The sequence below is a fragment of the Neobittarella massiliensis (ex Bilen et al. 2018) genome, assembly GCF_900289145.1.
Classification (GTDB): Bacteria; Bacillota; Clostridia; order Oscillospirales; family Ruminococcaceae; genus Neobittarella; species Neobittarella massiliensis.
In genome coordinates, this window is the sequence record NZ_OKQO01000004.1 from 60794 (window position 1) to 80235 (window position 19442).

The window sequence follows — 19442 nt, forward strand, 5'->3', positions numbered from 1 at the left end:
AAAGCGGCCGGGGACTGATCAGTCCCCGGCCGCTTTTTAAACAATATATAAGCCCATGGGTTAAGTAGATGACCGGCTATCCCTTTAACCCGCGCGACTGCCGGTCCATGTCCTCGATCACGATATCAAAGATCTCGCCCAGCGTGGCACAATAGGCCAACACCAGCCAGGGCTCGTTGGTGTGGTAGTGGATCTTGATCAGATCCTCATCGCCGGTCGCCAACAGACAGTCTCCCGCAAAGTGGTCCACAAAATAGTCGTGGATGGCGTCCTCGTCCAGTCCCTCGCCTTCGATCAGCAATTGGGTGTCATATCTATACGTCAACATATGCTGTGCCTCCTCTAATAGCTCACTTTATACTGCCAGCTTACCACGGGATAAAGTCGCCGTCAACGCACATCGCACCAGATCATCTGGTGATAAGGCTTTTCTGGGGGACATCGTCTCGCAGCGACTATTTATCTTGTCTATCCACCTGATCAGTGTGCTCCTTAGCGGTAGTTTTCCCCGAGGGCTACACGCTAAACGGCCGGTAAGCGACGTGTAAGTACCAAAAGAACAGGCGCTTTAGGTGACTTTTGGCAAGTATAATTTGACCGGCTCTCTATCTGTCAGGTCGAGCTCGCATTTTGCCAATGGCATCTCAATGTCCCGCAGCCAAAGACACAGCAGTACCGCCTGAAAAAATGCCCCGGCCATCAGGCCGGAGCACGTCCATCAATTTCGGCCGATCCCCACCAGTGCGCTGGGCCTTACTGCCGCAGCAGCACCGGTTCGCCGTGAATGCCGTCAAGGCTGGTGATCTGCCGGCCAGTGCCCTTAAAATCCACATTGTAGAGCATACAGGCCAGGTTGATGGCAGTATCGATATAAGGTGTATCCACATCGATCAGATCGCCCACGCTGGCGATAGGCACCAGCCCGGTGGGCACATCTTCCCACACATAGCGAGTATCGGTGCTCTTGGGCGCATACACGTCATTGTAAGCGGGGTTATTTTGAATGGCGTCATACAGGGTGTCGCCGCTGGCGCCGTATACCCGCAACAGCCACTGCATGGCCGTCTCTACCTCTACGCCCATGCGCCGGGCCACCGCTACCCGCTCCTCGTCGATATGCGAGATAAACGAGGCGACCATCGGCGTGATGGCCTCTTTGTAAAACAAAAACGTCTGCCCCGACTCAATGCGGGTAAAGTTAAATAAGATCGGGGTGGGGTGAAAGATCATCCCGATGTTGGTGAGACCGGTATAGAGGATCGAGGGCACCGCCTGCACCGTGGGAAACAGCTGCTGCAGCAGCTCTACCGTGCGCTGGGTGCGCTCGGGCTTTAGGCAGGCGAACTTTACGTCTTTTTTGATGGAGTAGATGATGGGATGGTTGATCTCGTGGTTGCGGCAGGTAAAGATCAGCGTGTCCGTCTCGCCGATGGTCACGTCGGCCGTACAGCCGCTCTCGGCCAAAATATTGGCAAACTCGTACGAGCCAAACGTGCGGCCGGGGTTGAGCACCACGACTTGTCCATCTTTTAAGTAGGGGGCCATCTGCCGCGCCAGGTGGCGGTGGGCATCGGCCGAAGAGGCGATCATGATCAGCTCGCTGCCGGCCAGTGCCTGGCCCAGATCATGGGTCACCAGCCCGGCTTTCACCGAGGCGTTTACCACCCCTGAGAGGTAAATATCCGGCTCACGGTTAAAAAAGGCCACCTTTTCCGGGTTGCGGGTGTACATTGATACCTGGTGCCCGTGGTGGATCAGGTATCCGGTAAAAGCCGTGCCGCCGTTGCCGCCGCCAATTACAGATATTTTCACAGTTTTTCCTCCCCTCTAGTCCTGTGCCTGCACCGCTGGCGCGGTGACGGCAGCCCATTCCTGGGGAGTGCACAGCCCCTGCAGACGCTCTCTTTCAGTCAGCTCGCGGCCCGCCTGGCGGTCATAGGCCACACAGCGGCCGCCGATAACAGTGGTGTACAGGTTGCCCACGAATTCGCCGCCCTTAACGATGTGGGGCGCATCGATAAAGCCGCGCTTGATGCAGTCGGCGATGACTTCAGGGCGGGTGAGCGCGTCGTCACGGCCGTAGAAAGCGCAGATAAAGCTCAACAGGTAGCGCACCTCGCGAATGAGCTGGTTTTTGCGCTCGATGACGCGGGGGTCTTTGGCCAAGTCTACCCGGTCCTCCAGCGTGGTCTTGATCACACCGCGCACGATCTTGCAGCTCTCGATGACGTCTTCGGGCGAGGCGATGTGCTCGGCCTCACAGAAGCCCACCACGTGGATGATGTGGGGCTGGATGGTCATCTGTAAAAAAGTGGTGGCCGCCAGCTGACCTTTGGCCACATCCAGGTCGGCACTCAAAAACGGCAGGCCGGCCCTGGTCTGCCGGTAGGTGGTAAAGGTGTCGTCGTGCAGGCTCTCCACCAGTTCCACCATCGCCAGCACCCGCGCCAGGTCCATGGGGAAACTCAGCGTATTGGGGACGTTAAACATGTACTGCGAGATATAGTGGCGCACCCCGGCATTTTTGGCATTGAGTGCAGCTATATAGCTCATGGCCACCGACATGGTGTCGTGGGCGTCGCGCAGGCCCCAGTGGTGGGGCTCGTTGGCCTCTACCGGTATACCGCGCTCGGCGTGCCACCGCATCAGCTCTACCGCCTCGCGCACCGAGGTATCGATATCCCGGTCGCCGCGGCCGTCTAATTTGTTGTACCAGCACAGCGGCACTGCGCACCAGGCGTTATTTAAGGTGTCCTTTAACAGCTGGGCCATATCGAATACGTCGGCGGTGCCGCTGTAGCAGCGGATCAGCGGGTGGTTGCCGCGCTGGGTGGCCTCTTTCAGCGCCACAAAGTCCTCGCGGGTGCGCAGTGGTACCCCGCCGGCCCCCTCAAAGTCGGGGTTGCGCTTCTCGGGGTGGAAGAAAAACTGCTGAGTGTTCTGGTCAGGCCCTACCGACACGATGTCCAGCACCCGGCTGTCGGCGATCTTCTCAATGCCGGCCACCGTCTTTTCTACCGAGGGCTCGCCGTAGTGGTGCCGCAGCAGCGGGTAGGGGTACTTGTCGTTTATCCGCTCCACCAAGCTGTCACTGTACTTCTCCTGTTCCTGTGGGCGGCGCCCATTGCGCAAAAAGTAAAGCGAGTCGTCGATGTCGTCGGTCCCGTTAGAGATATAGCTGAAAAAGCCGGTCTCCTCGGCCACTTTGGCTACCGGCCCGGTTCCGCCGAATACCCAGGTGGTCTCAATGCCGTTTTGGTGCACCTTGTCGATCAGCTCTGCCAGCAGAGGCCGCACATTTTCCGGCGTCAGGCGATAACCCACCGCCACCATGGCCGGCTTATGCCGCAACACCTCCTCAACGATGCGGTCGACGGGGATGGCCGGCCCCAAAAACACGGTGTGGTAGCCCTCGCGTTCGGCCAGCTGCAAAAAGTGCACCACGCCGCCCACGTGTACGCAGTTGCCCAGCGAAGCGCCCAGTAAGATCTTATCCATAGTAAAAACCTCCTCTTAAAAAGCGGACTCACAAACAAAAAAACTCTATACAAAGTCCTAGCAAACATTTGTGTAGAGTGGAGGATACAGAAACCTATTGGATTTTTAAAGAAAAATAAAAAGGCCTTATCTCAAAAAACTACTATCACAGTCTGCTAAAGGAAATACCTCCATAGATCGGGGCGGGTCTGGCGCCCCTCTGTTTTCTCTAGTATACCAAAAAAACGGGCAAATCACAATGAAGATATTGTGAATTTTATGAATTAAGCGTGAACAGGTGGAGGTTTAAATGGCGATTTTGTATGAAAAGCGTAAAAATTGATTACAGCATTTTGTCGCAGTTTGCAGAAAAAGCATACCTTTTTGTCGGTCGGCGGTGATCTCTGTCGGCCAAAAATTTTAGCCTGCAGCGGCCATTAACTGCGGTATGGCCCGACAGGCGGCACGCATATAAAAGGGGAGATACGCACAAAAAGTCCCGGCAGCATCGGCTGTCGGGACGGATGTGACGAAAGTTATTTGTAGCTCTCGCATTTGATCGCAAAAAATCCTTTGGGGTGATGACATGCGGGGCAAAACGCCGGCGGCTCGGTCCCTTCGTATTCGTAACCGCAGTTTTGACACTGCCATTTTGCCGGAGCAGTCTTTTTGTATACGCTGTCCTGGGTCATATTCTCGATCAGGCTGCGGTATCGCTCCTCGTGGGCCTTTTCCACTTCGCCGATCTCGACGAACAGTTTTTGCAGCTCGGTAAAGCCCTCGTCTTCGGCCTGCTTGGCAAACTGTTCGTACATCTCGGTCCACTCGTAGTGCTCGCCCGAGGCGGCGTCCAGCAGGTTTTCCATGGTGTCTGGTATACCGCTGTACAGGATCTTGAACCACACTTTGGCGTGCTCCCGCTCATTTTGTGCGGTCTCGGCAAAGATCTGGCTGATGGGCACATAGCCCTCCGACTGGGCAGCGTCGGCGTAAAAGCGGTACTTGGTGTGGGCCAGAGCCTCGCCGGCCAGAGCGGTCTTGAGGTTTTTTTCGGTTTGGGTCCCTTTTAACGACTTCATGGGTAGCTCCGTTTCTCCGGCGGATGGTATTGTGCCGCTGCGCCGTGGCCGCCGGTAGGCGCGCGGGAAAGCCGGGGCTTTCTTTATACTGTATACCGTCGATTGCGCAAATATGCCTGGCTGTGCTACAATAAGACTGTCAGGGCCGCGCTCTGGCAAACATATATAAAGGCGGTATGAGTTATGTACGAACTGCGCATCTATCACATAAACCCCGGCAAGCTAGACTTAGTGGTGCAGCGCTTTGAGCAGCACACCTTCCATATTTTCGAGCGCCTGGGTATCCAGGTAGTCGATTTTTGGGTCGACTGCAGCGGCAACGACACGCTCTACTACATCGTCAAGTGGGCCGATAAGGCCGAGATGGACGAAAAGTGGGGCCTGTTCGTGGACGACGCCGAGTGGAAAGCCGCCTACGCCGATTCTGAAAAAGACGGCGAGACCGTACACACCATCGAAAATCACCTGATGGAGCGGCTGGCCGGCGCGCCCCAGAACTGGGCGTAAAGGCAGGCTCTCTCAGCTTACTAGAAAGTGAGGACAATATGGGTAAGCGCATCTCGCGCACGGTGTTGGGGCTCTGCATAGCGGCAGTGGGCATCGGGTATTTGGGCAACCAGTTCTCCTGGTGGCATTTCGACCTGTTTTTCGAGGGCTGGTGGACGCTGTTTATCATCGTTCCCTGCCTGGTTGCCATCATCGAGAGCGGCCCTCACCTGGGCAACCTCCTGGGGCTGGCTTTTGGCATATGTCTGCTGCTGCACCAGCAGGGAGTCCTGCGGCACGGGTTCATCCGGCGCATCGCGCTGCCGGCGGCGCTGGTCATACTGGGCCTCTACCTGGTATTCAGTTCCTTTTCCCGGCACCGCAGTGTCCAGTATAAGGCTGGCCCTGGAGGCGCCGACTTTACCCAGCATCCCGAGTACCTGGCTATCTTTTCATCCGATTATCCCAAAAATGCGGCCAAACAGTTTGCCGGTGGCAGCGCCACCGCCGTTTTTGGCAATTTGGAAGTCGATCTGCGCGAATGCGCACTGATCGGCGACTGTAAATTCGAGGCCACCTCGGTCTTCGGCCGGGTGCGGATCTTTGCCCCGGTAGATTGCCAGGTGCAGATGCACAGCGTGCCCATCTTGGGCTCAAACCGCTGTAGCGTCATCGCCCAGGGTCAGGGCCCGGTCCTGCATATCGAGGCCACCTCGGTATTTGGCCAGGTCGAGGTGCTGTGAGCGGCCGATAGGTACCGTGTAAAAAAAGAGGAGCCGACCACCGCGTCGGCTCCTCTTTTGCCAAACGGGGCAATAAAAAATATTTTTTGGTGCAAGATTAGAGCGGTCCCATACGTGTTCTCTGTGCAGGGCCGCTCACCGCGGCGCTGACACCACTGTATACAGGAGGAAATATTTATGTACTTTGCCAAGATATCGCTGGCTATCAGTTTGGCCGGCATGCTGTTGGCCGCCCCCGTGCGCACTGCTGCCACGCAGGTGCAACAGCCGGCCGAAGCCACTGCCCCTGCGGCGGCAGCCGCCTATCAGCGGCCTGTTGAGACCGCACCAGTCTGCCCCCGTGAAGACTGTCCCCGCGCAGATTGCCCCTATGCCCCCGGTACGTGTTCGGGCGGCTGTGCGCAGCAGCGCGGGCAGTGCCCAAACGGCGCCGGTAACGGCGGGCGGGGGAGTGGCCATCACAGCGGCGGGCACGGCCAGCAGCGCCGTGACGGCAGTTGCCGCCAGTAGGGGGCTTTTAAACAGCGTTACAGCGTAAAGAGGGTGTAGAAGATGCAGCAGCGGCAGGTAGAGGAGAGCATAGCCCGGCACGGCGACACGGTGCGGCGGGTCTGTTTTTTATACCTGTCCTGCTATGCCGATGTGGAGGATGTATTTCAGGAAACTTTTCTGCGCCTGCTCACCCGCAAAAAGCTGTTTGCCGATCAGGAGCACCAAAAAGCTTGGCTCATACGGGTGGCCCGAAATCTATGTACCGATCTGCTGCGCCGCAAAAAGCGCCACCCCGCACTGTCGCTGGAGGAGTACGATCACCCCATCCCCCAAAAGGAGGAGAGCGGCCCGGTGCTGGAGGCGGTGCTCGGCCTGCCGCCCAACTACCGGCTGGCCATCTACCTGCACTGTGTCGAGGGTTACGCCGCCGACGAGATAGCAGCCATGGTCCACCGGCGGCCCAACACGGTCTACAGCTGGCTGCACCGGGGCCGGGCGCTGCTGCGCCAAACACTGGAGGGGGGGACGACCGATGCGTGAAAATCTAGACGAGCAGCTGCGCCGGGCTTTTGCCCCCATTGGGGCAGAAGAGCCCATGCGGCAGCAGGCAGTTCGCGCCGTGCGTGCCGCCGCCCCAGCCAAACACCGCCGCCACAAGCTGCGGCTGGCGTTAGGCTGCCTGGTCTTGGCACTGGTGGTGCTGGCTGGCGGCGGCTGGTACCGATATCTGGACCCATCGGCACGGGTGGTGGTGCAGGCCGATGTGCCGGTAGAGCTGGCGGTAAACCGGGCCGACCGAGTCATCGCGGTGCAGGCCGATGGCTCCAGCGAGCTGCTCACCGACCTCGATCTCAAGGGCAAAGAGGTGGGCGAAGCCTGTTCGCTGCTGTATGCGGCGCTGGCCGAGCGCGGCCAGCAGCCCCAGGTAACGGTGCACTGCAACGACTCCCAGCGCAGGCAGCAGCTGCAGCGGCGCTGCGGCCAAGGTAAGGCTTCAGCCAGTCAGGGCTCGGCTGCTGCCCAGCCGCAGGGCAGTCAGAGCAGCGCCCAAAAGGGTCGGGAGCAGAGCTGTATCAGCTCGGGCGGCTGCGGACAAAAAACCCAGATCGAACGCCGCCAAGGCCATGCCTGGCAGGAGGAATAATATGCCCAATATACTGGATTATATCGACTGGCGAGGCGATCTGCGCTTTGCCGAAGCCCCGTTTTGCGAGGTGGATAACCTCATTTTCTCCTGGCTTGCCTATATGGATTTCGGCGGTGTCTTATCGGGTGATGGCCCCGCCCAGTCCATCCCTCTGGCCGAGGCTGGGCGCCGTTATGCCGCCACCCACGACCCGGCCGAGATGGAGGATTCGGGCTGTATCACCCGCACCTCTATCCTGCTTTTGCACCGCATGGCCCAAAGCCGCCGCTACGCCGATGTGCAGCTGTGGGGGTATGTGTGCCGCCGCGACCGCGACCAGGTAGAGCAGTTCGCCGCCGTGTGCTGTAGCTGTGACGGTGGCTGCTATGTGGCGTTTCGCGGTACCGATAACACGCTGCTGGGCTGGCGAGAGGACTTTAATATGGGCTTTATGCCGGTAGTCCCCTCACAAAAAGAGGCCCGGCGCTACCTGGAGCGCGTCGCCGCCGCCTGCTCTGGCGGGCTGTGGGTGGGCGGCCACTCCAAGGGGGGCAACCTGGCAGTTTACGCGTCGGTGAACGCCGACCCGGCCGTGCAGCAGCGCATCCGGGCGGTATACAACAACGACGGGCCCGGCTTTTTGCAGGCCATGTTCGAGAGCGAGGCCTACCGCCGGCTGCAGAGCCGCATCCACACCATTATTCCGCAGTCATCGGTGGTGGGGGTGCTTTTGGAGCACAGCAGCCAGTATACCATCGTCGCCAGCGATGCTGTGGGCATGATGCAACACGACGCCATGAGCTGGCAGGTGCTGGGCGGCGCGTTTGTGTATGTGCAGCAGCGCACCCGCAGCAGCGAATTTCTCGACCAGACGCTCAGCGGCTGGCTGGCGGCGCTCACCCCTGAGCAGCGGGGCCGCTTTGTCGATACGCTGTTTACCGTCCTCGACTCCACCGGTGCCGCCACCTTCGACGAGATGTCTAAAATGGGTCTCTCCACCTTGGCGCCAATGCTGCGCTCGCTGGGCGGTATTGACCGGCAGACCCGCAAGATGCTGGGCGAGATGGTGGCGAGCCTGTTCCGGGTGTGGTCGGCGCTGTTGTCCCAGCAGTTGGCGCTGGCCCGCCCTGCCGCGACAGCGTTTCCCGTTAAAAAGGAAAAATAAAAGCGGTGCGGCGGTATACCGATATACCGCCGCACTGCTTTTTTGTGCATCAGATCATTTTTTGGTGGCAGACTACTTGCTGAAAGCCTTGTCGATGATATCGATACCGCGTTTTACCTGGCCGGTGGCAAACTCCAGCAGGTGGTCGGCGCCGTCTTCGATATCGCCGGCTACATCACCGACTGTGCTGCCGACACTGCCGCTCTCCGACCCGGCCGATGACGACCCAGCCGAGCTGCTGTTGTCAGACAGATCTTTGTCTTTGCCCAGCATCACAAAGAACACATAGTCGCCGTGGCGGCGCACCTGGGCGCTCTTTAATTTGGCGGCGTTCTCAGGGTGGTTATCGGCGTCGGCGGCCAGCTTTTGCTGATGTGCTTTCAGCGCCTTCTCCACATCGTCAGCTCTGCCGTCTTTGGCCTTGATGGCGATAAAGGTATCCACATGCTTGGTCATCATCGGCCCCTCGGCAATGACCTCATCCACCCAGCTCTCATCGATACCGTACGAATCCCTGAGCATGTTGTTGTCGATGGCTACCGAAGGCAGGTAGTCGTCGCCGTACTCTTTTTTGATATCCTCGTGGATCTGGCGCAAGCTCACATCGCTGGTGTTGGAGTTGGAGTCGCTGCCACATCCCACGAACAGGCCGGCACTCAGGCAGAGCACCGCCAGCAGAGAAAGAACTTTTTTCATGGTGTTTCCCCCTACATCTGTGTTTATTTGGTATGTGCGGTCACCACTATTGTGCCAAAACGCCGCGCCGATATGCGCTGTGCGCAAAAAAGGGCCGCCCATCTGGGCGGCCCTTTAAAAATGTTCAGCTGTTTAAAAATTTTTGCAGCGGTCCAGCAAGATCTTGGCAAACAGGTCGCGGTCGGCGTCCAGCGCCACATAGCAGTTGTCAGGCTGGTTGTGGAAGTGGCGGGTATCGATGATGGTCTGCCCATCGGCAAAACCACCCGAGATATCTACATCCACCCGGGTAAAGCGCACGTCTTTGAGCACGTTGGGGTCGATCAGATAGGCCACGCACAGCGCGTCGTGCATGGGGGCCAGGTCGGGCTCGTGCAGCGGCTGGAACTTGTTGTAGGCGGTGGTGCGGATCTCGATCATGTCGGCGATCATGTCGCCCACGGGGTTGTGCAGGGCCAGGAAATCGGCTTTCTCGCTATAGCGGGTAGAGGCCTTGTGGGTGGCGTCCAGCGGTACCAGCGTGATCTTGGCGCCGCAGGTCAACACGATCTGTGCCGCCTCGGGGTCCAGCCAAATGTTGAACTCCGCCGCCGAGGTGGTGTTGGTCTGGTCTTTGCCGCCACCCATGATCACGATCTCCTCGATGTTGTCCACCACCGACGGGTCGGCTCTCAATACCATGGCGATATCGGTCAGCGGGCCGACCGGCACCAGCGTCACCTTTTCGGGGCTGTTTTTAATGGTATCTATGTACCAGGTAACAAAGTTTATGTCCAGCGGTTTAATGGTCGCCTTACCGTTGCCGATCTCTTTGGGGTGGTAGGCGATCTCGTTGCCGTTTTCGTCATACTGGGTCGATGGGGTCTGGGGCTGGCACAACCGGCCGGGGTTCAGGGTGCGCACCAGCGGGGTGGCGGCGCCTTTAATGACCGGGATACGGTCCTGTGCACCCAGCAGCTCCACGACTCGCAGCGTATTCTCCAACGTGTACTCCAGCGCCTGGTTGCCATTTACAGCGCATACGCCCAATACCTCTACTTCCGGGGCCAGCGCCGCCAGCATGATCGCCACTGCGTCGTCCGAGCCGGTATCTACATCCAATATGATCTTTCTCACTCTATCTGCCATGATCTCATTCTCCTTTTTATCTCTTATTGGTTGGGTCACTACTCTCTAGTATAGGGGTGAACGGTGTGTCCGTCAACAAATAATTTTGCGAAATGTACAAATAGAGATTTAAAAAACGCCAAAATATATACAAATGCTCAATATATATTTTAAAACACTTATGTAAATAAGAAAATGCTTATGATCAAAGCGCGGCGATAGAAAGGCTGGATATCTGTCCTCCTTTCCTGTCCCGGCACAGCCGGGCAACTTAGATCGCAGCGCTCTCTGCCCGCTTCCGCGCCCGATCAAAAAAGGCCCGGCCACATAATTGGCCGAGCCTTTTTACTGCTGTTAAAACCGTGTCAAAAATGTTACCGCTGCGCCTACAGCACCGCCCCGGCCAAAAACATAATGGCCGGTATGGTGATCACCGAGCACACCGTAGTCACCGCCACCACCTTGCCGGCGTACACGTCGTCCGAGCCAAAAATCGTGGCCATCATGGCGGTGGCGCTGGCTGCCGGGGTAGAGGAGGCGATCAGGTTCACCATCACTGCCATCTTGGCCCCGGCAATACCGGTGCGCATGATCAGTGCGCCCAGCCCCAGCACCAGCAGCGGGCAGAGCACCAGCCGCAACAGGGCCACTTTAAACACCCGCACCTCGCTCAGGATCTCTTTGGGCCGCACGTTCGAAACCAAAATGCCAATAATGATCATCGAGGCAGCGGTGTTGATGTTCGAGATGCTCTGCAGGGTACTGGTGAGGATCGAGCCCACATCTATCTGCAGGATATAGATGATAAAACCGATGACGGCGCCGATATTCGAGGGGTTGAGCAGGATCTTTTTGGCGTTTAACTTGTACCGCCCACCCGATACTTCCCGTGCGCCGTACGTCCACATAAACAGACCCGAGGCACAGATGAATCCGATCAGAAAAAATACCCCGTCCGGCCCCAGGCTGGCCTGTATAAGCGGAATGCCGATAAAGGCGGCGTTGGAGTAGCACACCGCAAAGCGGTCGATGCCCCGCCGGTCGCCATCGGCCCGGCGACAGGTCAGCTTCGAGATGATGATGAGCAACACCTGAATGATCAGGCTCATGGCGATAGACAGCAGCCACAGCGAAAACTCGCTCTTCTTAAAGGGCCGAATAAACGAGTTGATGATCAAAATAGGCGACACCAGGTAGAGCAGAATGTTGCTCAGCGGTGCTTTCAGGTCGTCGGTGATCTTGCCGGCCTTTTTTAAGACCACGCCGCAGGCGGCGATGAGCACCATCACAATGACCTGCTGCGATACTGCCAGTGCTGTTTCCATATTGTCCTCCACTATCCTCTCACAAAACCGTGGCGGTGCCCCGCCGGTGAAAACGCGCCCGCCGCCGCAGAGCGGGCATAAAAGGATAGCCAAAGACAGCGCGCCGGCCGCCTTTGGCTACAAGTCACACAGTTGCCCTTTACAGAGCGGGCTCGTCGTCGGGGGCCTCCAGCTCCATCTCCATCAGCAGCTCTTTTAAAGAGTACAGTTCCTCTTTGGTGATGGTGACGCCTTTCCCCATTTTGCTGCCGTCGGGGGACCACTCGCGAATGTCGTATTTGGGCTCCCGGCCATTCCAGCTGATGAGGTTTAATTCCTTGGTCCAGCCCTTGGCGTTCTCGCTGAGCACGCCGATCTTGTCCGTGATCTCGTATTTAAATTCTGCCATAATGGTGTATCGTCCTTTCGCCGTATTGTCGCCGCGGCACCACTGCCCCGACGGCTTCACTTTTAAAATCTTATCATGTTTGGCGGCAAAAAGAAACTGTTTTTTGCAAAGTAGCCGCTATAAAAATATATCGGCATTCCCACCAGCTCGCAGTATAGTCTTACCGCCCCGCCGCTCAGTCATACCATCTTGGTCCTCTGTACGGTTTAGACGACCATCAAAACAGCGCTGCCTGTTAGGTAGTTTCGGTCTGCCGGTAGTGGGGCATGTACTGCCGTGTGCCCAGCGGCGGCAGACAAAACACCGGGTGGTGGATATTTAGGCGTCAGGTGCGATAGCGGTGGCCGATGGTGACGCCATCTATCTCCCATCTGCCACTGCTGGGCGGTCTGCTGTGCTTTTCTGTCCATGCGTACTGGGCGTCAGTTCGCTGCTGCTGTGGCCGCTCCGGTATACTGCAAACAGCGGCTATACATAAATAGTATCTAAAAGATACCATGTTACGAAAAAGTGCTTACTTTACAGCCAGGTGCTGGCGGGATATGTTGTAAGTAGTAAGTAGGAAATATACTGCCCGGAGGTGCCATATCGTGACCGCTCAGGATTACCTGTACATGCTCAGAGATCAAATGCATACTGTCGTGTTCGCCACCGTCGGCAGCGATGGCAGCCCCTATACCTGTGCCATCGATATCATGCTTGCCGATACCGGCGGTCTCTACTTTCTCACGGCCCGCGGCAAGTCCCTCTATCACCGCCTGCAGCAGGATTCCCGGGTGGCCCTGACCGGTGTCTCAGGGGGCGATACGCTGTCCAGCCGGTCTATCTCGCTGCAGGGGCGGGTGCGCGAGATAGGCTCGGCCCGTCTGCCCGAGATCTTTGCCCAAAACCCCTATATGCAAAAGATCTATCCCAGCGTCGATAGCCGCGCTGCACTGACTGTATTCTGTCTCTATACCGGCAGCGGTGAGTACTTTGACCTCAGCTGTCAGCCCATCTTTCGCCAGCGGTTCTCCATCGGTGACGGGGTGTTACAAAAAGTGGGATATTATGTAACGAAACGCTGCACCGGCTGCGGCCGCTGTCAACAGTCCTGCCCACAAAACTGTATCGACTGTTCGCGCGTCCCGGTGCAGATCATCCCATCTGCCTGCCTGCACTGTGGCCGCTGCCAACAGGTGTGCCCCCAAAATGCTATTGAGAGGAGCCGGTCATGACCCAGCAGCAGCGCCTGCAAGACCTCATCCAGTACCTGCTGGCCGAGCGTCCCGACGGCAGTACATTGGCAGTCCCCCAGGACTTACACGGTCAAAAACAGCTGTTTCGGGCGCTGCGCAATCTGCGCCCGCCCCAACCGGTATCGCCCGAGTTTTTACAGCTCCAAAACGACTATCTCCAGGCCGAGCTGGCCTTGAGGGGTACCGTCTCACTGGCCGATATACCGGAAGCCGAGCCGGGCCTCTACCTTTGGCGGGGCGATATCACCCGCCTGGCGGTAGACGGCATCGTCAACGCCGCCAACAGTGCACTGCTGGGCTGTTTTGCGCCTTGTCACGGCTGCATCGACAACGCCATCCACAGCGCCGCCGGGGTGCAGCTGCGCCAGGCCTGTGCCGATATCATGCGCCGCCAAGGCCATCAGGAGCCCACCGGGCAGGCCAAGATCACCCCGGCTTTTAATCTGCCCTGCCGGTATGTGCTGCATACCGTGGGGCCCATCGTCTGTGGCCGGCTCACCGCTCAAGATCGCCGGCAGCTGGTCAGCTGTTACCGGGCCTGCCTGCAGCTGGCGGTGCAAAAGGGGCTCACCAGCCTGGCTTTCTGCTGCATCTCCACCGGTGAATTTTGCTTTCCCGCCCCGGTCGCTGCCCAGATCGCCGTAGATACCGTCCGCCAGTTTCAAAAGCAGAGCGCTAACAAATTGGAGGTGATCTTTGATGTCTTTACCCCGAGTGACTACCGGCTCTACAGCCAGCTGCTTGCAAATAGAGCAGCTGGCAGCTGGCATCCGTAAGGCCGATGCCCTGATCGTCGGTGCCGGTGCCGGCCTGTCGACCGCCGCCGGTTTTACCTATAGCGGCCCCCGTTTTTACCGCCACTTTTCCGATTTTCACCAGAAGTACGGCTTTACCGATATGTATGCAGGTGGTTTTTATCCCTACGCCACACCGGAGGAGTACTGGGCCTACTGGAGCCGCTATATCCTCATCAACCGCTATGGCCAGCCGCCGGGCAGAGTCTACAGCGATCTGTTGGCACTGGTGCGCGGCAAAGATTATTTTGTGCTCACCACCAATGTGGACCACTGTTTTCAAAAAGCGGGTTTTGACAAACAGCGCCTGTTTTACACCCAGGGCGACTACGGCCTGTGGCAGTGCCAAAAACCCTGCCATTACAAGACATACGACAACGGGCAGACGGTAAGGCAGATGGTTGCCCGGCAGCGCGATATGTGCGTCCCCACCGAACTGATTCCCCGCTGCCCGGTCTGTGGCGGACTTATGACCATGAACCTGCGGGTGGACGGCTGCTTTGTCGAAGATGTCGGATGGCACGCCGCTGCCGGCCGCTACCGCGACTTTTTGCACCGGCACCAAAACGGGGCGGTACTGTATCTTGAGCTGGGGGTGGGCGGCAATACGCCCGGCATCATCAAGTACCCGTTTTGGCAGTTTACCGCCCGGCAGCCCCGATCCACCTATGTCTCGGTCAACACCGAAAAACAAAAGATCCCCCACCAACTGCAAGATCGAGCACTGTGTATCCAGGGCGATATCGCCCCGATCCTCAAACAGGTCAAAAACTGCCTGAAAGCGGGCGAGTAGCCCGTTTGGCGCCTTCCGATAGCCGCTCCGCTGCAGCTGCCGGCCGGTATGGGCTGCCACCGCCGTCAGGTCACAGCGCGCAAAAAAGTATTTGACAACCGCCGGGCAGTGTGCTATTTTGGATACAAATCCTCAATATCCCAAATGTGACGATAGGGACAGGATCGCGGCGGAGCAGCGCTACAGAGAGGGGCCGGGTGGTGTGAGGTCTCGTGCTGGCGGCGATCAGATCACCCTGGAACAGTGTACCCAAAGGGCCGCGGCCCCGGTAGGTATCTCCGGCTTTTCACCGTTATCTGAAAGCGTGTTGTCTGACACGTCAGAGGGGCCCCTTTTAGTGGGGGCAACAAGAGTGGTACCGCGGAACCTATGCGTTTCGTCTCTTCGAGTTAGAAGAGACGGGGCGCTTTTTTTGTACCCCGGCGCAGCTGTTGCCGCGCCGGGGCACGACCAGAGATGGAGGGAAGAACATGCTGCAAAACGAGATCCTACAAATAGCCGAGCGCATTCGCGGCCTGCGGGAGATGCTGGAGATTTCCACCGCCGAGATGGCCGAAGTCACCGGCATGACCGAGGCCGCCTACACCGCCTGCGAGCAGGGGGAAGACGATTTTTCATTTACGTTCCTGTACAACTGCGCCAAGCGCTTCGGCGTCGACATGACCGAGCTCATCACCGGCGATGTGCCCAAGCTCTCCTTTTACACCATCGTCAAAAAGGGGTCCGGCATGCCGATCGAGCGCCGTCAGGGCTTTGCCTATCAGCACCTGGCCTACCTGTTTAAAAACCGCAGCTGTGAGCCGTTTTTGGTCCGCGCCAAATACCGCCAAGAAGAGCAGGACGCCCCCATCGCGCTGTCGCGCCACAAGGGGCAGGAATTTGATTACGTGTTGCGGGGCAAGCTGAAGGTGCGCATGGAAGAGCACACCGCCGTGCTGGAGGCCGGCGACGCCATCTATTACGATTCCGGCCACGGCCACGGCATGATCGCCACCGGCGGTGAAGACTGCGAGTTTTTGGCCCTGGTGCTGGAGGAAAAACACAAAAAGGACAGAGAGGAGCGGGCCTAGAGATGCGAAAACTCATCTATCACGATTTTGTAAACGAGAAGGTGCGGCCTGACGGCACGCTGGAGTCCATCTCCTTTTGCGAGCCGCAGCACTTCAATTTTGCCTTCGATGTCGTCGACCGCCTAGCCGCGTCCCAACCCGACAAAAAGGCCATGATCTGGCTCTCCGAAAATATGGAGGAGCGGGTGTTCACCTTTGCCGATATGAGCCGCTACTCCTCTATGGCCGCCAATTATTTTGCCTCGCTGGGCATAGGTAAAGGCGATGTGGTGCTGCTAGTGCTGCGCCGCCACTACCAGTTCTGGTTCACCATCCTGGCGCTGCACAAGCTGGGGGCTGTAGCGGTCCCCGCCACCGACCAGCTGATGAAAAAAGATTACGTCTACCGCTTTAATGCCGCCAAGGTCAAAGCGGTGGTGGCCACCGCCCGGGGCGATGTGCTGCAGCATATCGAGGATGCGCTGCCCCAAAGCCCCACCGTACAGGTGAAGGTGGCGGTAAACGGCACCCGCGACGGCTGGGGCGATTTCGACGGCCAGCTCACCCGGTTTGCCGATACCTTCCCCCGCCCACAGGGGAGTGCCGCCACTGATAACGACGACCCCATGCTCATGTACTTTACCTCCGGCACCACCTCTTACCCCAAGATCGCCGCCCACAGCTTCACCTACCCGCTGGGCCACGTGGTAACTGCCCGCTGGTGGCACAACGTCGACCCCGACGGGGTGCATTTCACCATCTCCGACACCGGCTGGGGCAAAGCAGTGTGGGGAAAACTGTACGGCCAGTGGCTGTGTGAAGGCTGTGTCTTCACTTTCGATTTCGACCGTTTCGACGCCCACCAGATCCTGCCGCTGTTTGCCAAATACAACATCACCACCTTCTGCGCGCCGCCCACCATGTACCGCTTCTTTATCAAAGAAGACCTCACCCAGTACGATCTGTCGTCGCTGCAGTACTCCAACACCGCCGGCGAGGCCCTGAACCCCGAGGTATATAAGCAGTGGTATAACGCCACCGGCTTAAAGCTGATGGAGGGTTTTGGCCAGACCGAGACGACCCTCACCATCGGCAATCTCATCGGCATGGAGCCCAGACCCGGCGCCATGGGTAAGCCCAACCCCCAGTATGATATCGATATCGTCGCCGCCGACGGCCACAGTGCCGTCCCCGGCGAGATGGGCGAAGTGGTGGTGCGCACCGATAAAGGCCACCCCCACGGCATGTTTATCGGCTACTATCTCGACGAGGAGAAGACCCGCGCCGCCTGGCACGATGACGTCTATCACACCGGCGATATGGCTTGGCGCGACGAGGACGGCTACTACTGGTTCGTGGGCCGCACCGACGATCTCATCAAGTCTTCCGGCTACCGCATCAGCCCCTTCGAGATCGAGAGCGTCATCATGGAGCACCCGGCCGTGCTCGAGTGTGCCGTTACCGCCGCCCCCGACCCGGTGCGCGGCCAGGTGGTCAAGGCCACCATTGTTCTCACCCGCGGCTACACCGCCGGCGACGACCTCAAAAAAGAGATACAGACCTACGTCAAGCAAAATACTGCTCCCTACAAATATCCCCGTATCGTCGAGTTCGTCACCGAGCTGCCCAAGACCATCTCCGGCAAGATCCGCCGGGTCGAGATCCGCGGTGAAAAACAGCAGACACCGCCTGTTGAGTAAACAGCAAGCCGCACCCCAAAACACCGCGCCCCGCGCACGGTGACAAACCAAAAGAGAGAGCCAGACCGGTCACCGGTCTGGCTCTCTCTTTTTTCTGTCTGTCGTTTTCCGTATAGACTGGCTATACCGCAAGACCCCAAAAGGGGAGATAAGCGCCTTTTATAAAGTCGTTTCTCTATCAGGCCGCGTCCGCTTGGCGGCCCATCCGCAGCCATACCGCCCAGCCCACAGCCATAAAGCTATAGAGATACGCGCGGTCAGTGCTGCGCGGCACCGGCTCTGGCAGCCAGCGGGTTTTGCCGGTAGTCACGGTACAGCTTGGCCACCATACCGCTCATAGCCAGCAGGCCGATACAGTTGGGGATGACCATCAGTCCGTTAAACATGTCAGCCATGGACCAAACCAGCTGCACCTTTAGCAGCGAGCCCAAAAATACGAATACCAGTACCAGTGCCGCATACACCTTCACACCTTTTTGTCCAAACAGGTAGCGGATGTTCTGCTCGCCAAAAAAGTACCAGCCGACGATGGTAGAAAAAGCAAAAAACAGCAGGCATACGGCGATAAAGATCTCACCGGCGCCCCCCAGCACCGACGAAAATGCCGCCTGGGTCAGGTTGATGCCGTCCAGGCCGCCACCGGCCAGCCCGGAGGAGATGATCACCAGCGCCGTCAGGGTCAGCACCACAAAGGTGTCGATGAAGACTCCCATCATGGCCATCAGGCCCTGGTCACAGGGGTGCTCCACCTTAGCCAGCGCGTGGGCGTGCGGAGTAGAACCCATGCCCGCCTCGTTAGAGAACAGACCCCGCGCCACCCCGTAGCGGATGGCCTTTTGCACCGCTACTCCTACGGCGCCGCCGGCGATGGCCCCCGGTGCAAAGGCCCCTACAAAGATCTGGCCAAAGGCGCCGGGCAGCGCCCGCGCGTTGATGGCCAGCACCACCACGCAGCCGGCAATGTACACCAGCGCCATAAAAGGTACGATCTTTTCAGTCAGCGAGGCGATGCGCCGCACCCCGCCGATGAACACAAAGCCGCAGACCAGCGCCAGCAGCGCGCCCACCACCCATTTGTTGGCGCCGAACGCAGTGGCAAAGGCGCTCGAGATCGAGTTTGACTGCACCATATTGCCCATAAAACCCAGAGCCAAGATCAAAAATACCGAAAAGCAGGCGGCCAGTACCTTGCCAAAACGACCGGTAAATTTGGCCCGGATGTAGTACACCGGCCCGCCGGTCACGGTGCCGTCCTCTGAGACATGGCGGTACTTCTGGGCCAAGGTGGCCTCGGCAAAAATGGTGGCCATCCCCAAAAATGCCGAGATCCACATCCAGAAAATGGCCCCCGGTCCGCCCATCACAATGGCCGTAGCAGCCCCGGCCAGGTTTCCGGTGCCGATCTGGGCGGCCACCGCTGTGGCCAGCGACTGAAACGAGCTCATACCGCCCTTACCAGCCGCCCCACCGCGCAGTTTGATCTTTGAAAATACTGCTTTAAAGCTGGCGGCAAACTTGGTCACCTGCACCAACCGCAGCCGCACCGTAAAGTAGATGCCGGTACCGCACAAAAGCACCAGCAAAAAGAAGTCCCACATAAAGTCGTTGACGAACTTGACGATCGCCTCTACCCATTCCATTTTCGTACACCCCTCTATCTTTTCTGCCCGGTGCGTACCGGGCGCGACAGCTTTTATTATAGCAACCGGGCGCACGGTTGTCTATGATGTACACACACTTGTGTGCATATATTGGACAAAGACACAAAAAAAGAGAGCCGCGGC

The 19442-nt window shown here is 58.2% G+C and carries 20 protein-coding genes; 11 read left to right on the top strand and 9 right to left on the bottom strand.

Features of this window, described 5'->3' with window-relative positions:
• Nucleotides 1–76: 76 nt before the first annotated feature.
• The 4 genes from C6Y32_RS06270 to rbr form a co-directional block, all read right to left on the bottom strand.
• The gene (locus C6Y32_RS06270; RefSeq protein WP_105204497.1) at nucleotides 77–328 is read right to left on the bottom strand and encodes a kinase to dihydroxyacetone kinase; all 252 of its coding nucleotides are present in this window, start codon (nucleotides 326–328) and stop codon (nucleotides 77–79) included.
• Nucleotides 329–753: 425 nt separating this feature from the next.
• A complete protein-coding gene (locus tag C6Y32_RS06275) occupies nucleotides 754–1812 on the bottom strand; it encodes an NAD/NADP-dependent octopine/nopaline dehydrogenase family protein (protein ID WP_105204498.1) in 1059 nt (352 codons plus the stop codon).
• Between the two features lie 15 nt (nucleotides 1813–1827).
• A complete protein-coding gene (locus C6Y32_RS06280) occupies nucleotides 1828–3498 on the bottom strand; it encodes a cobalamin B12-binding domain-containing protein (RefSeq protein WP_105204499.1) in 1671 nt (556 codons plus the stop codon).
• A 515-nt stretch (nucleotides 3499–4013) separates the two neighbouring features.
• Entirely contained in the window at nucleotides 4014–4556 is a 543-nt protein-coding gene (gene rbr / locus C6Y32_RS06285) for a rubrerythrin (protein ID WP_105204500.1), read from the bottom strand.
• A 183-nt stretch (nucleotides 4557–4739) separates the two neighbouring features.
• On the opposite strand from rbr, the gene C6Y32_RS06290 reads away from it, so the two are divergent.
• From C6Y32_RS06290 to C6Y32_RS06315, 6 genes are all read left to right on the top strand, one after another.
• Nucleotides 4740–5063 carry an NIPSNAP family protein gene (locus tag C6Y32_RS06290; protein WP_105204501.1) on the top strand — a complete coding sequence of 108 codons (324 nt, stop codon included), beginning with the start codon at nucleotides 4740–4742 and terminating at the stop codon, nucleotides 5061–5063.
• Nucleotides 5064–5101: 38 nt separating this feature from the next.
• Nucleotides 5102–5785, top strand: coding sequence for a LiaF transmembrane domain-containing protein (locus C6Y32_RS06295; protein ID WP_105204502.1), 684 nt, complete (start codon nucleotides 5102–5104; stop codon nucleotides 5783–5785).
• A gap of 177 nt (nucleotides 5786–5962) precedes the next feature.
• Nucleotides 5963–6295 (top strand): hypothetical protein, encoded by a 333-nt coding sequence (locus C6Y32_RS06300; protein WP_105204503.1) that lies wholly within the window; start codon nucleotides 5963–5965, stop codon nucleotides 6293–6295.
• Between the two features lie 42 nt (nucleotides 6296–6337).
• Entirely contained in the window at nucleotides 6338–6817 is a 480-nt protein-coding gene (locus tag C6Y32_RS06305; RefSeq protein WP_105204504.1) for an RNA polymerase sigma factor, read from the top strand.
• Nucleotides 6810–7421, top strand: a complete 612-nt coding sequence (locus tag C6Y32_RS06310) for a hypothetical protein (RefSeq protein WP_105204505.1) — start codon at nucleotides 6810–6812, stop codon at nucleotides 7419–7421. The genes C6Y32_RS06305 and C6Y32_RS06310 overlap by 8 nt, the downstream gene beginning before the upstream one ends.
• Nucleotide 7422: 1 nt before the next feature.
• Nucleotides 7423–8568, top strand: a complete 1146-nt coding sequence (locus C6Y32_RS06315) for a DUF2974 domain-containing protein (RefSeq protein WP_164998161.1) — start codon at nucleotides 7423–7425, stop codon at nucleotides 8566–8568.
• Nucleotides 8569–8640: 72 nt separating this feature from the next.
• Here the strand turns inward: C6Y32_RS06315 and C6Y32_RS06320 are convergent, their stop codons facing one another.
• The 4 genes from C6Y32_RS06320 to C6Y32_RS06335 form a co-directional block, all read right to left on the bottom strand.
• On the bottom strand, nucleotides 8641–9264 hold the full coding sequence (locus C6Y32_RS06320; RefSeq protein ID WP_164998162.1) for a DUF4358 domain-containing protein: 624 nt from the start codon (nucleotides 9262–9264) through the stop codon (nucleotides 8641–8643).
• A gap of 132 nt (nucleotides 9265–9396) precedes the next feature.
• The gene (locus tag C6Y32_RS06325; RefSeq protein ID WP_105204508.1) at nucleotides 9397–10392 is read right to left on the bottom strand and encodes a nucleoside hydrolase; all 996 of its coding nucleotides are present in this window, start codon (nucleotides 10390–10392) and stop codon (nucleotides 9397–9399) included.
• A gap of 365 nt (nucleotides 10393–10757) precedes the next feature.
• Nucleotides 10758–11696, bottom strand: a complete 939-nt coding sequence (locus C6Y32_RS06330; protein WP_105204509.1) for an AEC family transporter — start codon at nucleotides 11694–11696, stop codon at nucleotides 10758–10760.
• A 139-nt stretch (nucleotides 11697–11835) separates the two neighbouring features.
• The gene (locus C6Y32_RS06335; RefSeq protein WP_164998163.1) at nucleotides 11836–12084 is read right to left on the bottom strand and encodes a YdbC family protein; all 249 of its coding nucleotides are present in this window, start codon (nucleotides 12082–12084) and stop codon (nucleotides 11836–11838) included.
• A 590-nt stretch (nucleotides 12085–12674) separates the two neighbouring features.
• Here C6Y32_RS06335 and C6Y32_RS06340 point away from each other — a divergent pair.
• The 5 genes from C6Y32_RS06340 (at nucleotide 12675) to C6Y32_RS06360 (ending at nucleotide 17658) form a co-directional block, all read left to right on the top strand.
• Nucleotides 12675–13301 (top strand): 4Fe-4S binding protein, encoded by a 627-nt coding sequence (locus C6Y32_RS06340; RefSeq protein WP_164998164.1) that lies wholly within the window; start codon nucleotides 12675–12677, stop codon nucleotides 13299–13301.
• Complete coding sequence (locus C6Y32_RS06345; RefSeq protein ID WP_105204510.1) at nucleotides 13298–14098, top strand: protein-ADP-ribose hydrolase; 801 nt, start codon at nucleotides 13298–13300, stop codon at nucleotides 14096–14098. The genes C6Y32_RS06340 and C6Y32_RS06345 overlap by 4 nt, the downstream gene beginning before the upstream one ends.
• Nucleotides 14022–14909: an SIR2 family NAD-dependent protein deacylase gene (locus C6Y32_RS06350; protein ID WP_105204511.1), complete on the top strand. Its 888-nt coding sequence runs from the start codon at nucleotides 14022–14024 to the stop codon at nucleotides 14907–14909. Before C6Y32_RS06345 ends, C6Y32_RS06350 begins: the two co-directional genes overlap by 77 nt.
• A 470-nt stretch (nucleotides 14910–15379) precedes the next feature.
• Nucleotides 15380–15979, top strand: coding sequence for a helix-turn-helix domain-containing protein (locus C6Y32_RS06355; RefSeq protein WP_186488681.1), 600 nt, complete (start codon nucleotides 15380–15382; stop codon nucleotides 15977–15979).
• 2 nt (nucleotides 15980–15981) lie between these two features.
• A complete protein-coding gene (locus C6Y32_RS06360) occupies nucleotides 15982–17658 on the top strand; it encodes an AMP-binding protein (RefSeq protein ID WP_105204512.1) in 1677 nt (558 codons plus the stop codon).
• Between the two features lie 257 nt (nucleotides 17659–17915).
• Here the strand turns inward: C6Y32_RS06360 and C6Y32_RS06365 are convergent, their stop codons facing one another.
• The gene (locus tag C6Y32_RS06365) at nucleotides 17916–19298 is read right to left on the bottom strand and encodes an alanine/glycine:cation symporter family protein (RefSeq protein WP_105204513.1); all 1383 of its coding nucleotides are present in this window, start codon (nucleotides 19296–19298) and stop codon (nucleotides 17916–17918) included.
• Between the last annotated feature and the right edge of the window lie 144 nt (nucleotides 19299–19442).